At 72.6% G+C, this 14864-nt stretch carries 9 protein-coding genes and 1 pseudogene; 8 read left to right on the top strand and 2 right to left on the bottom strand.

The genetic code is table 11. The features are described 5' to 3' along the window. The first annotated feature begins 3 nt into the window (after window positions 1–3). From cydD to holA, 6 genes and pseudogenes are all read left to right on the top strand, one after another. Window positions 4–1704, top strand: coding sequence for a thiol reductant ABC exporter subunit CydD (gene cydD, locus KK097_RS11730; RefSeq protein WP_214544915.1), 1701 nt, complete (start codon window positions 4–6; stop codon window positions 1702–1704). Continuing rightward, window positions 1701–3389: a thiol reductant ABC exporter subunit CydC gene (cydC, locus tag KK097_RS11725; RefSeq protein WP_214544913.1), complete on the top strand. Its 1689-nt coding sequence runs from the start codon at window positions 1701–1703 to the stop codon at window positions 3387–3389. The genes cydD and cydC overlap by 4 nt, the downstream gene beginning before the upstream one ends. Window positions 3390–3439: 50 nt before the next feature. Further along, window positions 3440–5995: a leucine--tRNA ligase gene (gene leuS, locus KK097_RS11720; protein ID WP_214544911.1), complete on the top strand. Its 2556-nt coding sequence runs from the start codon at window positions 3440–3442 to the stop codon at window positions 5993–5995. Window positions 5996–6106: 111 nt separating this feature from the next. Further along, complete coding sequence (locus KK097_RS11715; protein WP_214544909.1) at window positions 6107–6874, top strand: helix-hairpin-helix domain-containing protein; 768 nt, start codon at window positions 6107–6109, stop codon at window positions 6872–6874. A gap of 720 nt (window positions 6875–7594) precedes the next feature. Further along, a pseudogene (locus tag KK097_RS18825) lies at window positions 7595–8590 on the top strand (ComEC/Rec2 family competence protein); the annotation flags it as partial. A gap of 700 nt (window positions 8591–9290) precedes the next feature. Further along, the gene (holA, locus tag KK097_RS11705; protein WP_214529871.1) at window positions 9291–10310 is read left to right on the top strand and encodes a DNA polymerase III subunit delta; all 1020 of its coding nucleotides are present in this window, start codon (window positions 9291–9293) and stop codon (window positions 10308–10310) included. Between the two features lie 212 nt (window positions 10311–10522). Here the strand turns inward: holA and rpsT are convergent, their stop codons facing one another. After that, the gene (gene rpsT, locus KK097_RS11700; protein ID WP_017886662.1) at window positions 10523–10783 is read right to left on the bottom strand and encodes a 30S ribosomal protein S20; all 261 of its coding nucleotides are present in this window, start codon (window positions 10781–10783) and stop codon (window positions 10523–10525) included. Between the two features lie 222 nt (window positions 10784–11005). Here rpsT and KK097_RS11695 point away from each other — a divergent pair, with 222 nt between their 5' ends. Both KK097_RS11695 and lepA read left to right on the top strand, forming a co-directional pair. After that, complete coding sequence (locus tag KK097_RS11695; RefSeq protein WP_214544907.1) at window positions 11006–12172, top strand: pyridoxal phosphate-dependent aminotransferase; 1167 nt, start codon at window positions 11006–11008, stop codon at window positions 12170–12172. Between the two features lie 234 nt (window positions 12173–12406). After that, window positions 12407–14257, top strand: a complete 1851-nt coding sequence (gene lepA, locus KK097_RS11690) for a translation elongation factor 4 (protein ID WP_214544905.1) — start codon at window positions 12407–12409, stop codon at window positions 14255–14257. Window positions 14258–14353: 96 nt separating this feature from the next. Here the strand turns inward: lepA and KK097_RS11685 are convergent, their stop codons facing one another. After that, window positions 14354–14791, bottom strand: coding sequence for a hypothetical protein (locus tag KK097_RS11685; RefSeq protein ID WP_214544903.1), 438 nt, complete (start codon window positions 14789–14791; stop codon window positions 14354–14356). Window positions 14792–14864 lie beyond the last annotated feature (73 nt).

The raw sequence follows: 14864 nt of genomic DNA, 5'->3' as shown, positions 1-14864 counted from the left end.
CCGATGAAGCCCCTCGACCCCCGACTCCTGCGGCTGTCCCGGACGGCGCGCGGCTTCATCGTCGCCGCCGCCGGCACCGGGGTCCTCCGCACGGTCGCGACCATCGCGATCGCGTGGGGGATCGCCGCGGCGGTCACCCTCGGGGTCGACGCCGTCGGTGACGGCGCGGTCCCGGCGGCGTTCGGGCAGGCGCTCGCACTGCTCGGCGGGGCGTTCGCACTCCGCGCCCTGGCCGCGTGGGCCACCGACGACCTGGCTGCCCGTGCGGCGGCGAGGGTGAAGAGCGAGATGCGCACGACGGTGCTCGCCCGCGCCGCGGAGCGCGGTCCGTCGTGGCTCGCCGGGCGCTCGAGCGCGGGGTTCGCCACGACGCTCGGCCCCGGACTCGACGCGCTCGACGCCTACTTCGGCCGGTACCTGCCGCAGCTCGCGCTCACGGCGATCGCGACGCCCGTGCTCCTGGTGGCGATCGGCCTGGCCGACCTGACGAGCGGGCTGATCATCCTGTTCGCCCTGCCGGTGATCCCGGTCTTCATGATCCTGATCGGCCTGGCGACGCAGGCGCTGCAGCGGAAGCAGTCGGACGCGCTCGCCCGGCTCGGCGGCGCCTTCACCGAGGCGGTCGAGGGGCTCGCCACGCTCAAGGTCTTCGGCCGGGCCCGTCGCCAGGTCGGTCGCATCGGCGCGGTCACCGACGAGTACCGTCGTGGCACGATCGGGGTGCTCCGGTTGTCCTTCGTCAGCGGGTTCGCGCTCGAGCTCGCGGCGAGCCTGTCCGTCGCGCTCGTCGCCGTCTCGATCGGCATCCGGCTGGTCGACGGCTCGCTCGGTCTGGGGGCCGCGATGTTCGTGCTCGTCCTCGCACCGGAGGCCTTCGCCCCGATCCGCCAGGTCGGAGCCGACTTCCACGCCGCCCAGGACGGCGTCGAGGCCTCGGCCGCGGTATTCGACGTCCTGGCCGACGACGAGATCGCATCCCCGTCCGCGACCGGCAGCAGCAGCGGCAGTGGGACCGACAACGGGACCCACACAGACCCCGCCGCGGCCGCACCCGCACCCGCACCCGCCCTCGACGTCCGCGGGCTCATCGTCCGCCGCCCTGAGGCCGAGATCGGTCCGTTCGACCTGCACGCCGAGGCCGGCGCCGTCGTCGTGCTCGCCGGACCGAGCGGGTCCGGCAAGTCGAGCATCATCGCCGCCCTCCGCGGCGTCCTGCCGCACGACGGCACCGTGGCGGTGCCCGGCGCCCCGGGTGCGACCGTCGCCGAGCGCACCACCTGGGCCGACCAGCGTCCCCGTCTCGTGCGCGGGACCATCGCCGAGAACGTCGCGCTCAGCGCGACCCCCGACGACGCCGACGTGCGTGCCGCGCTGCGGGACGCGGGGCTGGGACTCGACCCGGGCCTCCCGGTCGGCGCCGGCGGCAGCGGCCTGTCCGGCGGCCAGGCGCAGCGCGTCGCGGTCGCACGCGCGCTGTACCGGGCGCGGCGCGTCGGCACGCCCCTGGTGCTGCTCGACGAGCCGACGTCCGCGCTGGACGCCGAGGCCGAGGCGTGCGTCATCGGGGCCGTGCGCGGCCTCGCGGCCGACGGCGCGGTCGTCGTCGTCGCCAGCCACCGGCCGGCGGTCGTCGCCGCTGCCGACGTCCGCGTGGACGTCGGCGCCGACGGATCCGTGACGGTCCGCAGGGGGGTGCGCGCATGAGCCGGGAGGCCCGTGGGCAGTCCGTCCTGCGGCTCGCCATGCCGCACGGGCCGGGTTGGGCGAAGGCGGTGGCCGCCGGGTCCCTCAGCGCCGTCTGCGCCGTCGCGCTCCTCGCCGCGAGCGGCTACCTCATCACCCGTGCCGCCGAGCACCCGCCGATCCTCTACCTGACGCTCGTGATGGTCGGGGTGCGGGCCTTCGCCCTCGGGCGGGCCGTGCTGCGGTACGTCGACCGGCTCGCCGGGCACGACGCCTCGTTCCGGCAGCTCGCCGTCGTGCGGACCGAGATGTACCGGCGGCTCGCGTCCGTCGCGCCCGCCGGCCTCGGTCGGACCGGTCGAGGCGACCTGATGACGCGCCTCGTCACCGACACCGACCGGCTGCAGGACCTGCCGATCCGCGTGGTCGGGCCGCTCGTGTCCGCCGGTGTCGTCGCTCTGCTGTCGGTCGTCGCGGTGGCGCTCGTGTCGGTGCCGGCGGCGGTCGTGCTGGTCCTCGCGCTGGCGGTCGCGGCCCTGGTCGGCACCATCGTCACCCGCGCGATCGCCGACCGCTCGGACCGCGAGACCGCTGCCGACCGGGGCCGCGTCGCCGACCTCGTGCTCGACACGGTCCGCACGCTCGACGTCTTCGCCGCGTACGGCACCCTCGACGAGCGGCTCGCGCACATCGCCCGGCTCGACGCCGGCGTGACCCGGGCCGTCCGGCGCCGTGGCACGGTCGAGTCACTCGTCGGGGCACTCGTGGGCCTGGTCGGCGGCGGTGCCGTCATCGGGATCCTCGCCGTCGGGGCCCCGGCCGTTGTCTCCAGCGCACTGGACGGCCCGCTCTGGGCGCTGACGGTCTTCGTGCCGCTGGCGCTGTTCGAGGTCGTCGGGACCGTCCCGCTCGCCGTCCTGACGCTCCGCCGCGTGCGTGCTGCTGCCGAACGGGTCGAGCAGGTCGTACCGGCCGAGGTGCCAGCGGGCATCGTGCCCGAGCCCGACGACGACGCCGATCCGGCGTCGCTCGTGGTCCAGGGCCCGGTCACGCTCGCCGTGCAGGAACTCACGGTCCGCTGGCCCGGGGCGGCCGAGCCCGCGGTCGACGGGGTCTCGTTCACGCTCACCCCCGGCGAGGTCGTCGTGCTCGAGGGGCCGAGCGGCGCGGGCAAGTCGACCCTGGTCGACGCGCTCGTGCGGTTCGTGGACCACGACGGCTCGTACACGCTCGACGGCGTCGAGGCGAAGGCGATGCACCCGGACGCGGTGCGGGCCCGGGTCGGGCTGATCGAGCAGGACCCGTTCGTGTTCGACCAGTCGGTGCGGCAGAACCTGCTCTTCGCCCGCGACACCGCGACCGACGAGGAACTGCTCGCCGTGCTCGACCGGGTCGGGCTGGGTGACTGGGTCGTCCGGCGCGGCGGGCTCGACGCCTCGGTGGGGGAGCGCGGCGTGCTCGTGTCCGGCGGGCAGGCGCACCGCCTCGCGCTGGCCCGGGCGCTGCTGCACGCGTTCCCGGTGCTGGTGCTCGACGAACCGACCGCCGACGTCGACCCCGACCTCGGCGACACCGTGCTCCGCGACCTCGTCACCACGGCCCGCGCAGCGGGCCGGACGGTCGTGATCGTGTCGCACGTGCCGGTGGCGCCGGACCTGGTCGACCGCACCCTGCGGATGCGGGACGGACGCCTGCTCGTGCCGTGAGCCGACGGGCGGACGCGGGACGGGCCTCCCGGCTTGTATCGTTGACGACCGTGACCACCGAGCAGCACGCCGAGGACCCGAACGCCTACGACTTCCGTCGTATCCAGGAGAAGTGGCAGCCCCGCTGGGAAGAGCTCGGGCTCTTCACCACCGACCTCGACGACACGCGTCCGCGCAAGTACATCCTCGAGATGTTCCCGTACCCGTCCGGCGACCTGCACATGGGGCACGCCGAGAACTGGGCGCTCGGGGACTTCGTCGCGCGCTACTGGCGCCAGCAGGGCTTCAACGTGCTGCACCCGATCGGCTGGGACTCCTTCGGACTGCCGGCCGAGAACGCTGCCATCAAGCGCGGGGTGGACCCGAAGGACTGGACCTACGCGAACATCGAGCAGCAGAAGGCGTCCTTCAAGCGCTACGCGCCGTCGTTCGACTGGACCACCGAGATCCACACCTCGGATCCCGAGTACTACAAGTGGAACCAGTGGCTGTTCCTGAAGATGTACGAGAAGGGCCTGGCGTACCGCAAGGACAGCTGGGTCAACTGGGACCCGGTGGACCAGACCGTGCTCGCGAACGAGCAGGTCCTGCCCGACGGCACCTCGGACCGCTCCGGCGCCGTCGTCGTGAAGAAGAAGCTCACGCAGTGGTACTTCAAGATCACCGAGTACGCCGACCGGCTGCTCGACGACCTGAACCAGCTCGAGGGGCGGTGGCCGGCGAAGGTCATCGCGCAGCAGCGCAACTGGATCGGCCGCTCGGTCGGCGCCGACGTCGACTTCGTGATCGAGGGCCGCGACGAGCCCGTCACGGTGTTCACCACGCGTCCGGACACGATCCACGGGGCGACGTTCCTGGTGGTGGCACCGGACTCCGACCTGGCGGCATCGCTGGTTTCGTCGGCTCCGGACGATGTCCGTGCTGCGTTCGACTCGTACCTGGTCGCCACCCAGAAGACCTCCGAGATCGACCGGCAGAACGCCGACCGGCCGAAGACCGGTGTGCCGCTCGGCCGCTCCGCGATCCACCCGCTGACGGGGGAGCGCCTGCCCATCTGGGCCGCCGACTACGTCCTCGCCGACTACGGCCACGGCGCCGTGATGGCCGTGCCGGCGCACGACCAGCGCGACCTCGACTTCGCGCGGGCGTTCGACCTGCCCGTCAAGGTCGTCGTCGACACGAACGCCGCCGTCACCGGGTCGATCCCGGTGATCCCCGAGGGCGCCACGATCGAGGACTTCGACGTGCCGACCCTCGACCCGGTCGCCACGGGTGAGGCGCTGACCGGCCAGGGCCGGATGATCAACTCCGGGCCGCTCGACGGCATGTCGAAGCAGCACGCCATCACCGCGGCGATCGCGCTGCTCGAGGAGCGCGGGACCGGCCGTGCCGCCAAGACCTACCGCCTGCGCGACTGGCTCATCTCGCGCCAGCGCTTCTGGGGCACCCCGATCCCGATCATCCACGGCGCCGACGGCACCGAGCACCCGGTGCCCGAGGACCAGCTGCCGATCGTGCTGCCGGACACCGAGGGCCTCGACCTCAAGCCGAAGGGCACGTCGCCGCTCGGTGGCGCGACCGACTGGGTGAACGTCCCGAACCCCGTCGACGGCACCCCGGCGCTCCGCGACACCGACACGATGGACACCTTCGTCGACTCGTCGTGGTACTTCCTGCGGTTCCTGTCGGCGAACGACGACACCCAGGCCTTCGACCCCGCAGCAGCCCGCCGTTGGGCCCCGGTCGACCAGTACATCGGCGGCATCGAGCACGCGATCCTGCACCTGCTCTACGCCCGCTTCGTCACCAAGGTCCTGTTCGACCTCGGCTACCTCGACTTCACCGAGCCGTTCTCGGCGCTGCTCAACCAGGGCATGGTGCTGTCCGGCGGCTCGAAGATGTCGAAGTCGAAGGGCGGCGTCTCGCTCGGTGACGAGCTCGACGCGAACGGCGTCGACGCCATCCGCCTGGTGATGGGGTTCGCCGGCCCGCCGGAGGACGACATCAACTGGGAGGACGTCTCACCGTCCGCCTCGGCTCGGTTCCTGGCGCGCGCGTACCGCCTGTCGCTCGACGTCACGTCTTCGCGCGACGCCGTGTGGGCCGACGGCGACCGGGCACTCCGCCAGGTCACGCACCGGTTCCTCGCCGACGCCCCCGGGATGATGGAGTCGTTCAAGTTCAACGTCGTGATCGCGCGACTGATGGACCTGGTCAACGTCACCCGCAAGGCGATCGACAGCGGCCCCGGCGCCGGTGACCCCGCCGTCCGTGAGGCCGTCGAGACCATCGCGCTCGGCCTGAGCGTCTTCGCGCCGTACACCGGCGAGGAGATGTGGGAGAAGCTGGGCTACGACGCGACCGTCGCCACGTACGGCTGGCGGAAGGCCGACCCGACGCTGCTCGTGCAGGAGACCCTGACGGCCGTGGTGCAGGTCAACGGCAAGGTGCGTGACTCGTTCGAGGTGTCGAAGTCGATCGAGGCGGACGAGCTCGAACAGCTCGCTCGCTCCTCGGCGAACGTGCAGCGGTACATCGGTGACCGCGAGATCGTGAAGGTGATCGTCCGGGCCCCGAAGCTCGTGAACATCGCCATCAAGGGGTAGCGCCCGCCGTCCCTCTCGTCGTCCCTCCACAGCAGGGGCGTGCGCGGCGCCCGTCCACGGGTGTGCCCTCCGGAGCCCGGCCGATCGGCCGGGCTCCGTAGCGTTCGGGGCATGTCATCGCCGTCGTCTCCCGGGCCGTGGTGGTCCCGCCTGGTGCTGTCACCGCGGGCCGCCGTGGTCCTGGCGGCGGTCGTGGTGGTGGTCGCCGTCGTCGTGGTCCTCGTCGGGGCACTGGCGCCGCGTGGCGACGAAGGGACCCTGGGGTCCGGCGGGGCTGTCGTGCGTGGGGCGCCGACAGCCGGGGCGGGTGGGGTGTCGGGCGCTCCGTCGTCGCCGCCCTCAGGGGGCGCTACCGGTCCCGGTGCGGGTACTGGCGCGTCGTCCGCCCCCGATGCCGGTCGTGTCCTCGTGCACGTGCTCGGAGCCGTGCGGCGCGACGGTGTCGTCGAGCTGCCGGCGACGAGTCGCGTCGGGGACGCGATCGACCGAGCCGGTGGGGCAACCGACGATGCCGACCTCGATCGGATGAACCTGGCCCGAGTGCTGATGGACGGTGAACGTCTGTACGTGCCGCGGGTCGGGCAACAGGAGGTGCCCGACGCGCTCGGGCCGGTGACCGGCGGTGACACCACGGGGTCGCCGGCGAACGGTGCTGGTGCCGGGGGTGCCGCGAGCGGGGCCGATGCTGCCGTCGTCGACCTGAACACCGCCGACCTGACGGCGCTCGAGACCCTGCCCGGTATCGGCCCGGGGCTGGCCGGACGGATCATCGCCTGGCGTGACGAGCACGGCCGCTTCACCTCGATCGAGGACCTGCTCGACGTCAGCGGCATCGGAGACCTCCGGTTCGCCGAACTCCGCGATCGCGTGCGGGTCTGAGGGCCGCGCGTGCAGCTCGCTCCGAGTGCGATCGACCTGCGGGTCGCGGTGCCGGTGGCCGTCGCCTGGATCCTGACCGCCCTGCTCGTCGGAGCGCCGGACGTGGCACTCGTGGTCGGTGGGGTCGCGGCGCTCCTGACCAGCGTGAGCGGCACCGTGCTCCGGTGGCGACAGGGCGCCGGGGTCGTGCCGGTCGTCGCCGGGCTGGTGCTCGTCGCCGGGGCGCTGACCACGCTGCTCGCGGTGTCGGTCACCGTGGGGGAGTCCCGACGGGCTCCGGAGCCGCTGCGCGCCCTCGTCGACGGTCCGGGTGCCGGGCGCGTCGACATCGAGGCGGTGTTGTCCCGCGACCTCGTGCCGGGGGACCGCTCCGTCCCCGCGACGCTCGTGCGTGCCGACGGACTCGACGGTCTCCGTGCGCCCGTCCGGCTCGTCCCCGACCTGCGCGGTGACGCGCCCGACGACGTGCTGGCGGCGGGGGCTCGGGTCACCGGGACCGCCGCCGTGCAGCCGGACGAACCCGGATCGGCGACCGCGTTCGTGGCGTTCTTGCGGGGAACGCCGTCGTCGGAGCCTCCCGACGGGCTGCTCGCCGCCACCGACACCGCGCGACAGGCGTTCGTCCGGGCCACGGCCGACCTGCCGCAGCCCGGTGCGGCACTGCTGCGGGGGTTGGCGATCGGCGACCGCTCCGGCCTCGACCCGGGGACCGAGGCGGCGATGGAGACCGCGGCGCTGACACACCTGACGGCGGTCTCCGGGGCGAACTGCGCGGTGGTGGTGGGGCTGGTGGTCGTCCTCGGCCGCGCCTGCGGTCTGCCGCGGGGGCTCCGGGCCGCGGTGGCCGTCGTGGTGCTCCTGGTGTTCGTCGTCCTGGTGCGGCCCGACCCCTCGATCGTCCGCGCGGCGGTGATGGCGATCGTGGTGCTCGTCGTGCACCTCGCCGGTCGACCGGTCCGTGGCGTCCCGCTCATCGCCCTCGCGGCGATCGGCATGCTCGTGGTGGACCCCTGGTTCTCGCGGTCGTTCGCGTTCGCCCTCTCCGTGCTCGCCACCAGCGGGATCGTGGTGCTCGGCCCACCGCTCACCGAGTTGCTGGCCCGCCGACTGTGGACGCCGGTGGCCGCTGCGCTGGCGATCCCCGTCGCGGCACAGGTGGCGTGCTGGCCCGTGACGATCCCGTTGTCGGCGGCGCTCCCGACCTACGCGGTGCCGGCGAACCTGCTCGCGGAGCCGTTCGCACCGGTCGTCACCGTGATCGGGCTCGCGGCGTGCGTCCTCGCGCCGCTGTGGCCAGCGGGCGCGCAGGTGCTCGCTGCCGTCGCGTGGGTCCCCGCCGCTGCCGTCGGGGGCATCGCCCACGCGGCGGCGGCCCTGCCGTACGCCTCGGCATCTTGGCCGGCCGGGGCGCCGGGTGTCGCGGCCGCCGCGCTGGTGTGCGGCTGCATCGCGACGGCGGTGCTGGTCCGAGGGCGGATCGGCTCCCGGTTGCTGCTCGCCGCCGGGGTGATCGTCGTGGTCGGCGTCGCGGCGGTGACCGTCCCGGTGCTCGTGGTCCGGGGGTCGGTCCCGGGCGACTGGTCGGTCGCGGCGTGCGACGTCGGCCAGGGGGACGCCGTGCTGCTCCGGGGCGGCGACGCCGTGGCGCTCGTGGACACCGGCGACGACGAGGGACGACTCCGCGCGTGCCTGGACCTGCTCGGGATCACCCGGATCGACGTGCTCGTCCTCACGCACTTCGACCGCGACCACGTCGGGGCGGCGGGGGCGGTGTCCGGCATGGTCGAGACCGCCCTGGTCGGTCCCGTCGGCCGGGCATCGGACGGCCGGGTCGTCGACGACCTGCGGGGTGCCGGTGTCGACGTCCGTGCGGCGGACGACCGGGTCTCCGGCAGCCTCGGGCCGCTCGGGTGGCGCGTGGTGTGGCCCCGGGCCGGCGACCGCGACTCCGGCAACGACGCGAGCATCGTGCTGGTCACGGGGCCGGCGGACGGGGAGCCCTGCGCCACGTGCCTGACCGGGGTCTTCCTCGGTGACCTGGGGGAGTCGTCGCAGCGCAGGCTGCGGATCTCCGGCGCGCTGCCGGCGGGGCCGATCGACGTCGTGAAGGTGGCGCACCACGGCTCGGCGGACCAGGACCCCGAGCTCTACCGGGGGCTCACCGCGCGGGTCGGGCTCATCGGGGTCGGCGCGGACAACACCTACGGGCACCCGACCGCGTCCGCGCTCGGCATGCTCGAGGCCGCGGGCACGGTTCCGCTCCGCACCGACGAACGCGGCACGGTGGTGCTCGCCCGCTCCGGTACCGATGCGGTGCGGGTGTGGACGGAGCACCCGCCGTCGGCGGCCGCCCGTAGGATCGTCCGTGCACCACTCGACCCGGCACCGTCCGGGCCGGCACCACCGGAAGGACCACATGGCCGCCAAGAAGCCCGCGCGCGCCGCAGCGAAGATCGACCAGGTGCCCTGGTCGGGGATCCGTCCGGCGCCCGTCGTGCTCATCACCGGGCCCGAAGCGTTCCTCGCCGACCGCGCCCGCGGTGTGCTGAAGGACCTGCTGCAGGGCGAGGACCCCGCGCTCGAGGTGCACGACCTCGAAGCCGACCAGTACGCCCCCGGCCTGCTCTCCACCCTCGCCAGCCCGTCGCTGTTCGGCGAACCGCGGCTCGTGCAGGTCACGAACGTCGAGAAGTGCACCGACGCCTTCATCACGGAGACGATCTCGTACCTGCAGGCGCCGGCCGACGACGTCACCCTGGTGCTCCGGCACGGCGGCGGCGTGCGCGGCAAGAAGCTCCTCGACACGATCCGCAGCGGTGTCGGCGGCGGGGTCGAGGTGCTGTGCGACGAGCTCAAGCGCGAGACCGACCGCATCGACTTCGTGAACGCCGAGTTCCGCGCCGCACGACGCCGCATCGCGCCGTCGGCCGTGCGCACGCTGGTCACGGCCTTCGCCGACGACCTCGCCGAGCTCGCAGCCGCGTGCCGGCAGCTCCTGGCGGACGAGGCCGACGAGATCACCGACAAGGTCGTCGACAAGTACTACGGCGGGCGGGTCGAGACGAACGCGTTCAAGGTCGCCGACATCGCCCTCGCGGGCCGGTCCGCACCGGCGATCGTGGAGCTCCGGCACGCCCTGGCCACCGGCGAGGCACCCGTGCCGATCGTCGCCGCGTTCGCGAGCAAGATCCGCACGATGGCGAAGGTCAGTGCCTTCCGGGGACCGAGCGGTCAGGCGGCCTCGGCTCTCGGCATGGCGCCCTGGCAGGTGCAGCGCGCGCAGCGTGACGTCGCCGGGTGGAGCGAGTCCGGGTTGGCCAACGCGATCATCAGCATCGCCGAGGCGGACACCGCGGTGAAGGGTGGCTCGCGCGACGCGCACTACGCGCTCGAGGTCATGGTCCGCACCATCGCCCGACGCGGCGAGCCCCGCTGAGGCGAGTCGGGCCTCCTGGCCGTCCCGCGCCTGTCGGCCGGCACTTCGTGAGCAGGAACGGTCGGGTGCGCCCTCGCGACCCGACCGTTCCTGCTCACGAAACGAACGCAGCGCACGCACCCCCGCGCACACCACCACGCGCGCAGCGCCCCGCGCACGACGAAGGCCCCGCACCAACGGTGCGGGGCCTTCGGACCAGAAGGGTCAGGACGTCAGAGCGACGAGACCTTCTTCGCGATGGCCGACTTGCGATTCGCGGCCTGGTTCTTGTGGATGACACCCTTGCTCACGGCCTTGTCGAGCTTCTTCGACGCGAGGGCCAGGGCGGCAACGGCCTTGTCCTTGTCACCGGCGGCGACGGCGTCGTTGGCACGACGGATGTGCGTCTTGAGCTCCGACTTGTAGGCCTTGTTGCGCTCGGTTGCCTTGAGGTTGGTCTTGATGCGCTTGATCTGCGACTTGATGTTCGCCATGAATTGCTCCTGCTCGTCTCGTACGGGTGGGCGCGACCGCAGGGTAGAGGGGCCCTTGGTCGCATCGCGTTCCACCCGTGGGCGGGGAACGCGGAAGCCAGCCACCAACACTACCAGGCAAGCGGGCTGCCACCAAAGCACGAAACACCGCCGGATGGGCGGAAGCCCGCGGCCGACCGCGGCGAAACCCCGCGGCAACACGCACCGGATACCGTGACGGACATGCCATCCCTCGCACCGCGCATCGACACCGTGCCCGCCTCCGGCATCCGGAGGGTCTTCGAGCAAGCGGCGCTGCTGCACGCGAGCGGCACCGACGTCACGATGCTCGTGATCGGCGAGCCGGACGTCCCGGTGGCGCCGCACATCGGCGAGGCGGCTCGTCGTGCCTGGACCGAGGACCGCACCGGGTACACCCCGAACGGCGGCATCGGGCCCCTCCGGGAGGCCGTCCGCGACAAGCTCCGCCGCGAGAACCGGATCGAGGCCGACCTCGAGCAGATCTGGATGACGATCGGCGCGACACAGGCGCTGTTCCAGGCGATGACGCTGACGCTGAGCCCGGGCGACGAGGTGCTCGTGCCGGACCCCGGCTACACGACCTTCACGATGAACGCCCACATCATCGGCGCCACCCCGGTGCCGTACCGGCTGGAGCCGCAGCACGGGTTCGAGCCCGACCTGGAAGCCCTCGAGGCGAGCGTCACCGAACGCACCCGGGTCCTGGTCGTCAACTCGCCGTCGAACCCGCTCGGCTCGGTCTTCGGGGAGGAGACCCTGCGCGCCCTCCTCGCCTTCGCGAAGCGGCACGACCTGTGGGTGATCAGCGACGAGGTCTACGAGTACTTCACCTACGGCACCCGGCACGTGAGCCTGGCGGCGCTCGACGAGGACGACCGCGTGTTCTCGGCGTTCTCGCTGAGCAAGACGTACGCGATGACCGGCGTCCGGGTCGGCTACCTCGTCACCCCGAAGGGGCTCGGCGCGACGATGCGCACCACGCAGGAGGCCATGATCAGCTGCGTCGCCGAACCCGACCAGTACGCGGCCCTCGCGGCGATCGTGGGGGACCACTCCGCGGTGCGTGACGCCCGGGAGCACTACCGCGCGAACCTCGAGGTCGCGAGGGAGACGCTCGATGCCGCCGGCATCCGGTACCTCGACCCACGAGGGGCGTTCTACCTGTGGATCGACATGTCGCACGCCTCCGACGGGGACATCGCCGAGTGGGCGCTCGGGTTCCTGCAGCGCGAGCGGGTCGCCGTCGCGCCGGGCAGCGCCTTCGGACGCACCGGCGAGGGGTGGATCCGCGTCTGCCTCGCAGCCACCCCGGACGACCTCCGGCGCGGCCTCGGCGCCCTGCCGGCTCCGGCGCACGCGACCGTCTGACGCGCGATCGGCACGGCCAGGAGGCCCGGTGCTGGTCCGCAAGACAGCGCACGGTGCGCAGTCCTCCACCTGGTGCGAGCATGCTCGCCCCGTGCCGCGCTGCATCCGGGCACCGGGCGGTCAACTGCGCACGGACCCGCCGACCTCGCACCGTGCGGGGTCGACGCGAGCCGTGCCGCCAGGGCGGGTGAAGCGTGGGAGACTGTTGCGACCGTCCGACCCACCTGAGGAACCGTGAGCCCACAAGCATCCGCTCCGCTGGAGCCCGCAGCGACCCCGGCCGACGCGATCCGCAACTTCTGCATCATCGCGCACATCGACCACGGCAAGTCGACGCTGGCCGACCGCATGCTGTCGATCACCGGCATCGTCGAGGACCGCGCGATGCGTGCGCAGTACCTCGACCGCATGGACATCGAGCGCGAGCGCGGCATCACGATCAAGTCGCAGGCCGTGCGCATGCCGTGGGAACTCGACGGCGAGACCTTCGCGCTGAACATGATCGACACTCCCGGGCACGTCGACTTCTCGTACGAGGTCTCGCGTTCCCTGGCCGCGTGCGAGGGAGCGATCCTGCTCGTCGACGCCGCCCAGGGCATCGAGGCGCAGACGCTCGCGAACCTGTACCTGGCGCTCGAGAACGACCTCGAGATCATCCCGGTCCTCAACAAGATCGACCTCCCGGCGGCGGATCCGGACAAGTACGCCGCCGAGCTCGCACAGCTGATCGGCGGCAAGCCCGAGGACGTCCTCCGGGTCTCCGGCAAGACCGGCGTCGGCGTGCCCGAGCTCCTCGACCTGGTCGTCCGTCGTGTGCCCGCACCCGTCGGCGACGCCAGCGCAGCGCCCCGCGCGATGATCTTCGACTCGGTCTACGACAGCTACCGCGGCGTCGTCACATACGTCCGCATGATCGACGGCACCATCTCGCCCCGCGAGAAGGTGCAGATGATGTCGACCAAGTCGACGCACGAGATCCTCGAGATCGGTGTCTCGAGCCCGGAGCCGAAGCCCACGAAGGGTCTGTCGGTCGGTGAGGTCGGCTACCTGATCACCGGCGTGAAGGACGTCCGCCAGTCCAAGGTCGGCGACACCGTCACGAGCGCGCAGAAGCCCGCGACCCAGGCGCTGCCCGGCTACACCGACCCGAAGCCGATGGTGTTCTCGGGCCTGTACCCGATCGACGGCAGCGACTACCCGGTGCTCCGCGAAGCCCTCGACAAGCTCAAGCTCTCCGACGCCGCACTGGTCTACGAGCCGGAGACCTCGGTCGCGCTCGGCTTCGGGTTCCGCTGCGGGTTCCTCGGGCTGCTGCACCTCGAGATCATCACCGAGCGGCTGTCCCGCGAGTTCGGCCTCGACCTCATCACCACGGCCCCGAGCGTGATCTACGAGGTCACGACCGAGGACAACTCCGTGATCGAGGTCACGAACCCCTCGGAGTTCCCGACCGGGCGCATCGTCGAGGTCCGCGAGCCGATGGTCCGCGCCGCGATCCTGGCCCCGAAGGACTACGTCGGCGCGATCATGGAGCTCTGCCAGCAGCGCCGCGGCTCCCTGCTCGGCATGGAGTACCTCGGCGAGGACCGCGTCGAGATCCGCTACGAGATGCCCCTCGGCGAGATCGTCTTCGACTTCTTCGACCAGCTGAAGAGCAAGACCCAGGGCTACGCGTCGCTCGACTACGAGCCCACCGGCGACCAGGCCGCCGACCTCGTGAAGGTCGACATCCTGCTGCAGGGCGACCAGGTCGACGCCTTCAGCGCGATCGTGCACCGCGACAAGGCGTACGCCTACGGCACGCTCATGACCGAGCGCCTGCGCAAGCTCATCCCGCGTCAGCAGTTCGAGGTGCCGATCCAGGCCGCCATCGGTGCCCGCATCATCGCCCGCGAGAGCATCCGCGCGATGCGCAAGGACGTCCTGGCGAAGTGCTACGGCGGTGACATCACCCGCAAGCGCAAGCTCCTCGAGAAGCAGAAGGAGGGCAAGAAGCGCATGAAGACCATCGGACGGGTCGAGGTCCCGCAGGAAGCCTTCATCGCGGCACTCTCCGGCGACGTCGAAGAGAAGAAGAAGAAGTAGCGCCGGGCGCTCAGCGCGACGCGTTTCGCGCTGAGCGACAGTCCACGCGCTGTGGCCGCCGTGACGTGTCGGTGAGCGCGAAAGCCCGGTGCGCGGTCAGCGGGAGCGGCGGGCGCGAGCCCGCAGGGCGGCCAGGCAGAGGGCCGGGAGGCTCGCCGCGGCCAGTCCCGCCAGTGCGGTCCGCAGGATGGCCCAGTGCGCGGCCGCGTCGAAGTCGGTCTGCTCGCCCGAGGCAACGCTGGAGACCACGGCGCCCACCACCATCGCGAGGGTCACGACCGCGAGGGCGAGCGGCAGCCGACGGCCACGGTTCCGACGCACCGCGGACACCAGGGCTGCGCCGAACAGCAGCACGCCGGCACCGGCGCAGCTCGCCCCGACGGCGGCGATGACGTTCGCGGTGTCCAAGCCGTTCCACGCCTCCGGGGCGAGCGCGACGGCGGCGTACCGGGCGGGAGACGCCGCGGCCGAGGTCGTCACGTCCACCAGCCCCCGGGCGGTCGCCGCCACGCCGAACGCGACGAGCGTGAGCACGGCGAGGGCGGCGGTCCGGCGGTCGACGGACCGCCGCCCTCGCCGTGCTCACGCTCGTCGCGTTCGGCGTGGC

Origin of the sequence: Curtobacterium flaccumfaciens (assembly GCF_018598405.1) — a bacterium.
Classification (GTDB): Bacteria; Actinomycetota; Actinomycetes; order Actinomycetales; family Microbacteriaceae; genus Curtobacterium; species Curtobacterium aurantiacum.
Note: the sequence above shows the minus strand (reverse complement) of the source record. Positions and strands in the feature narration are given on the sequence as shown.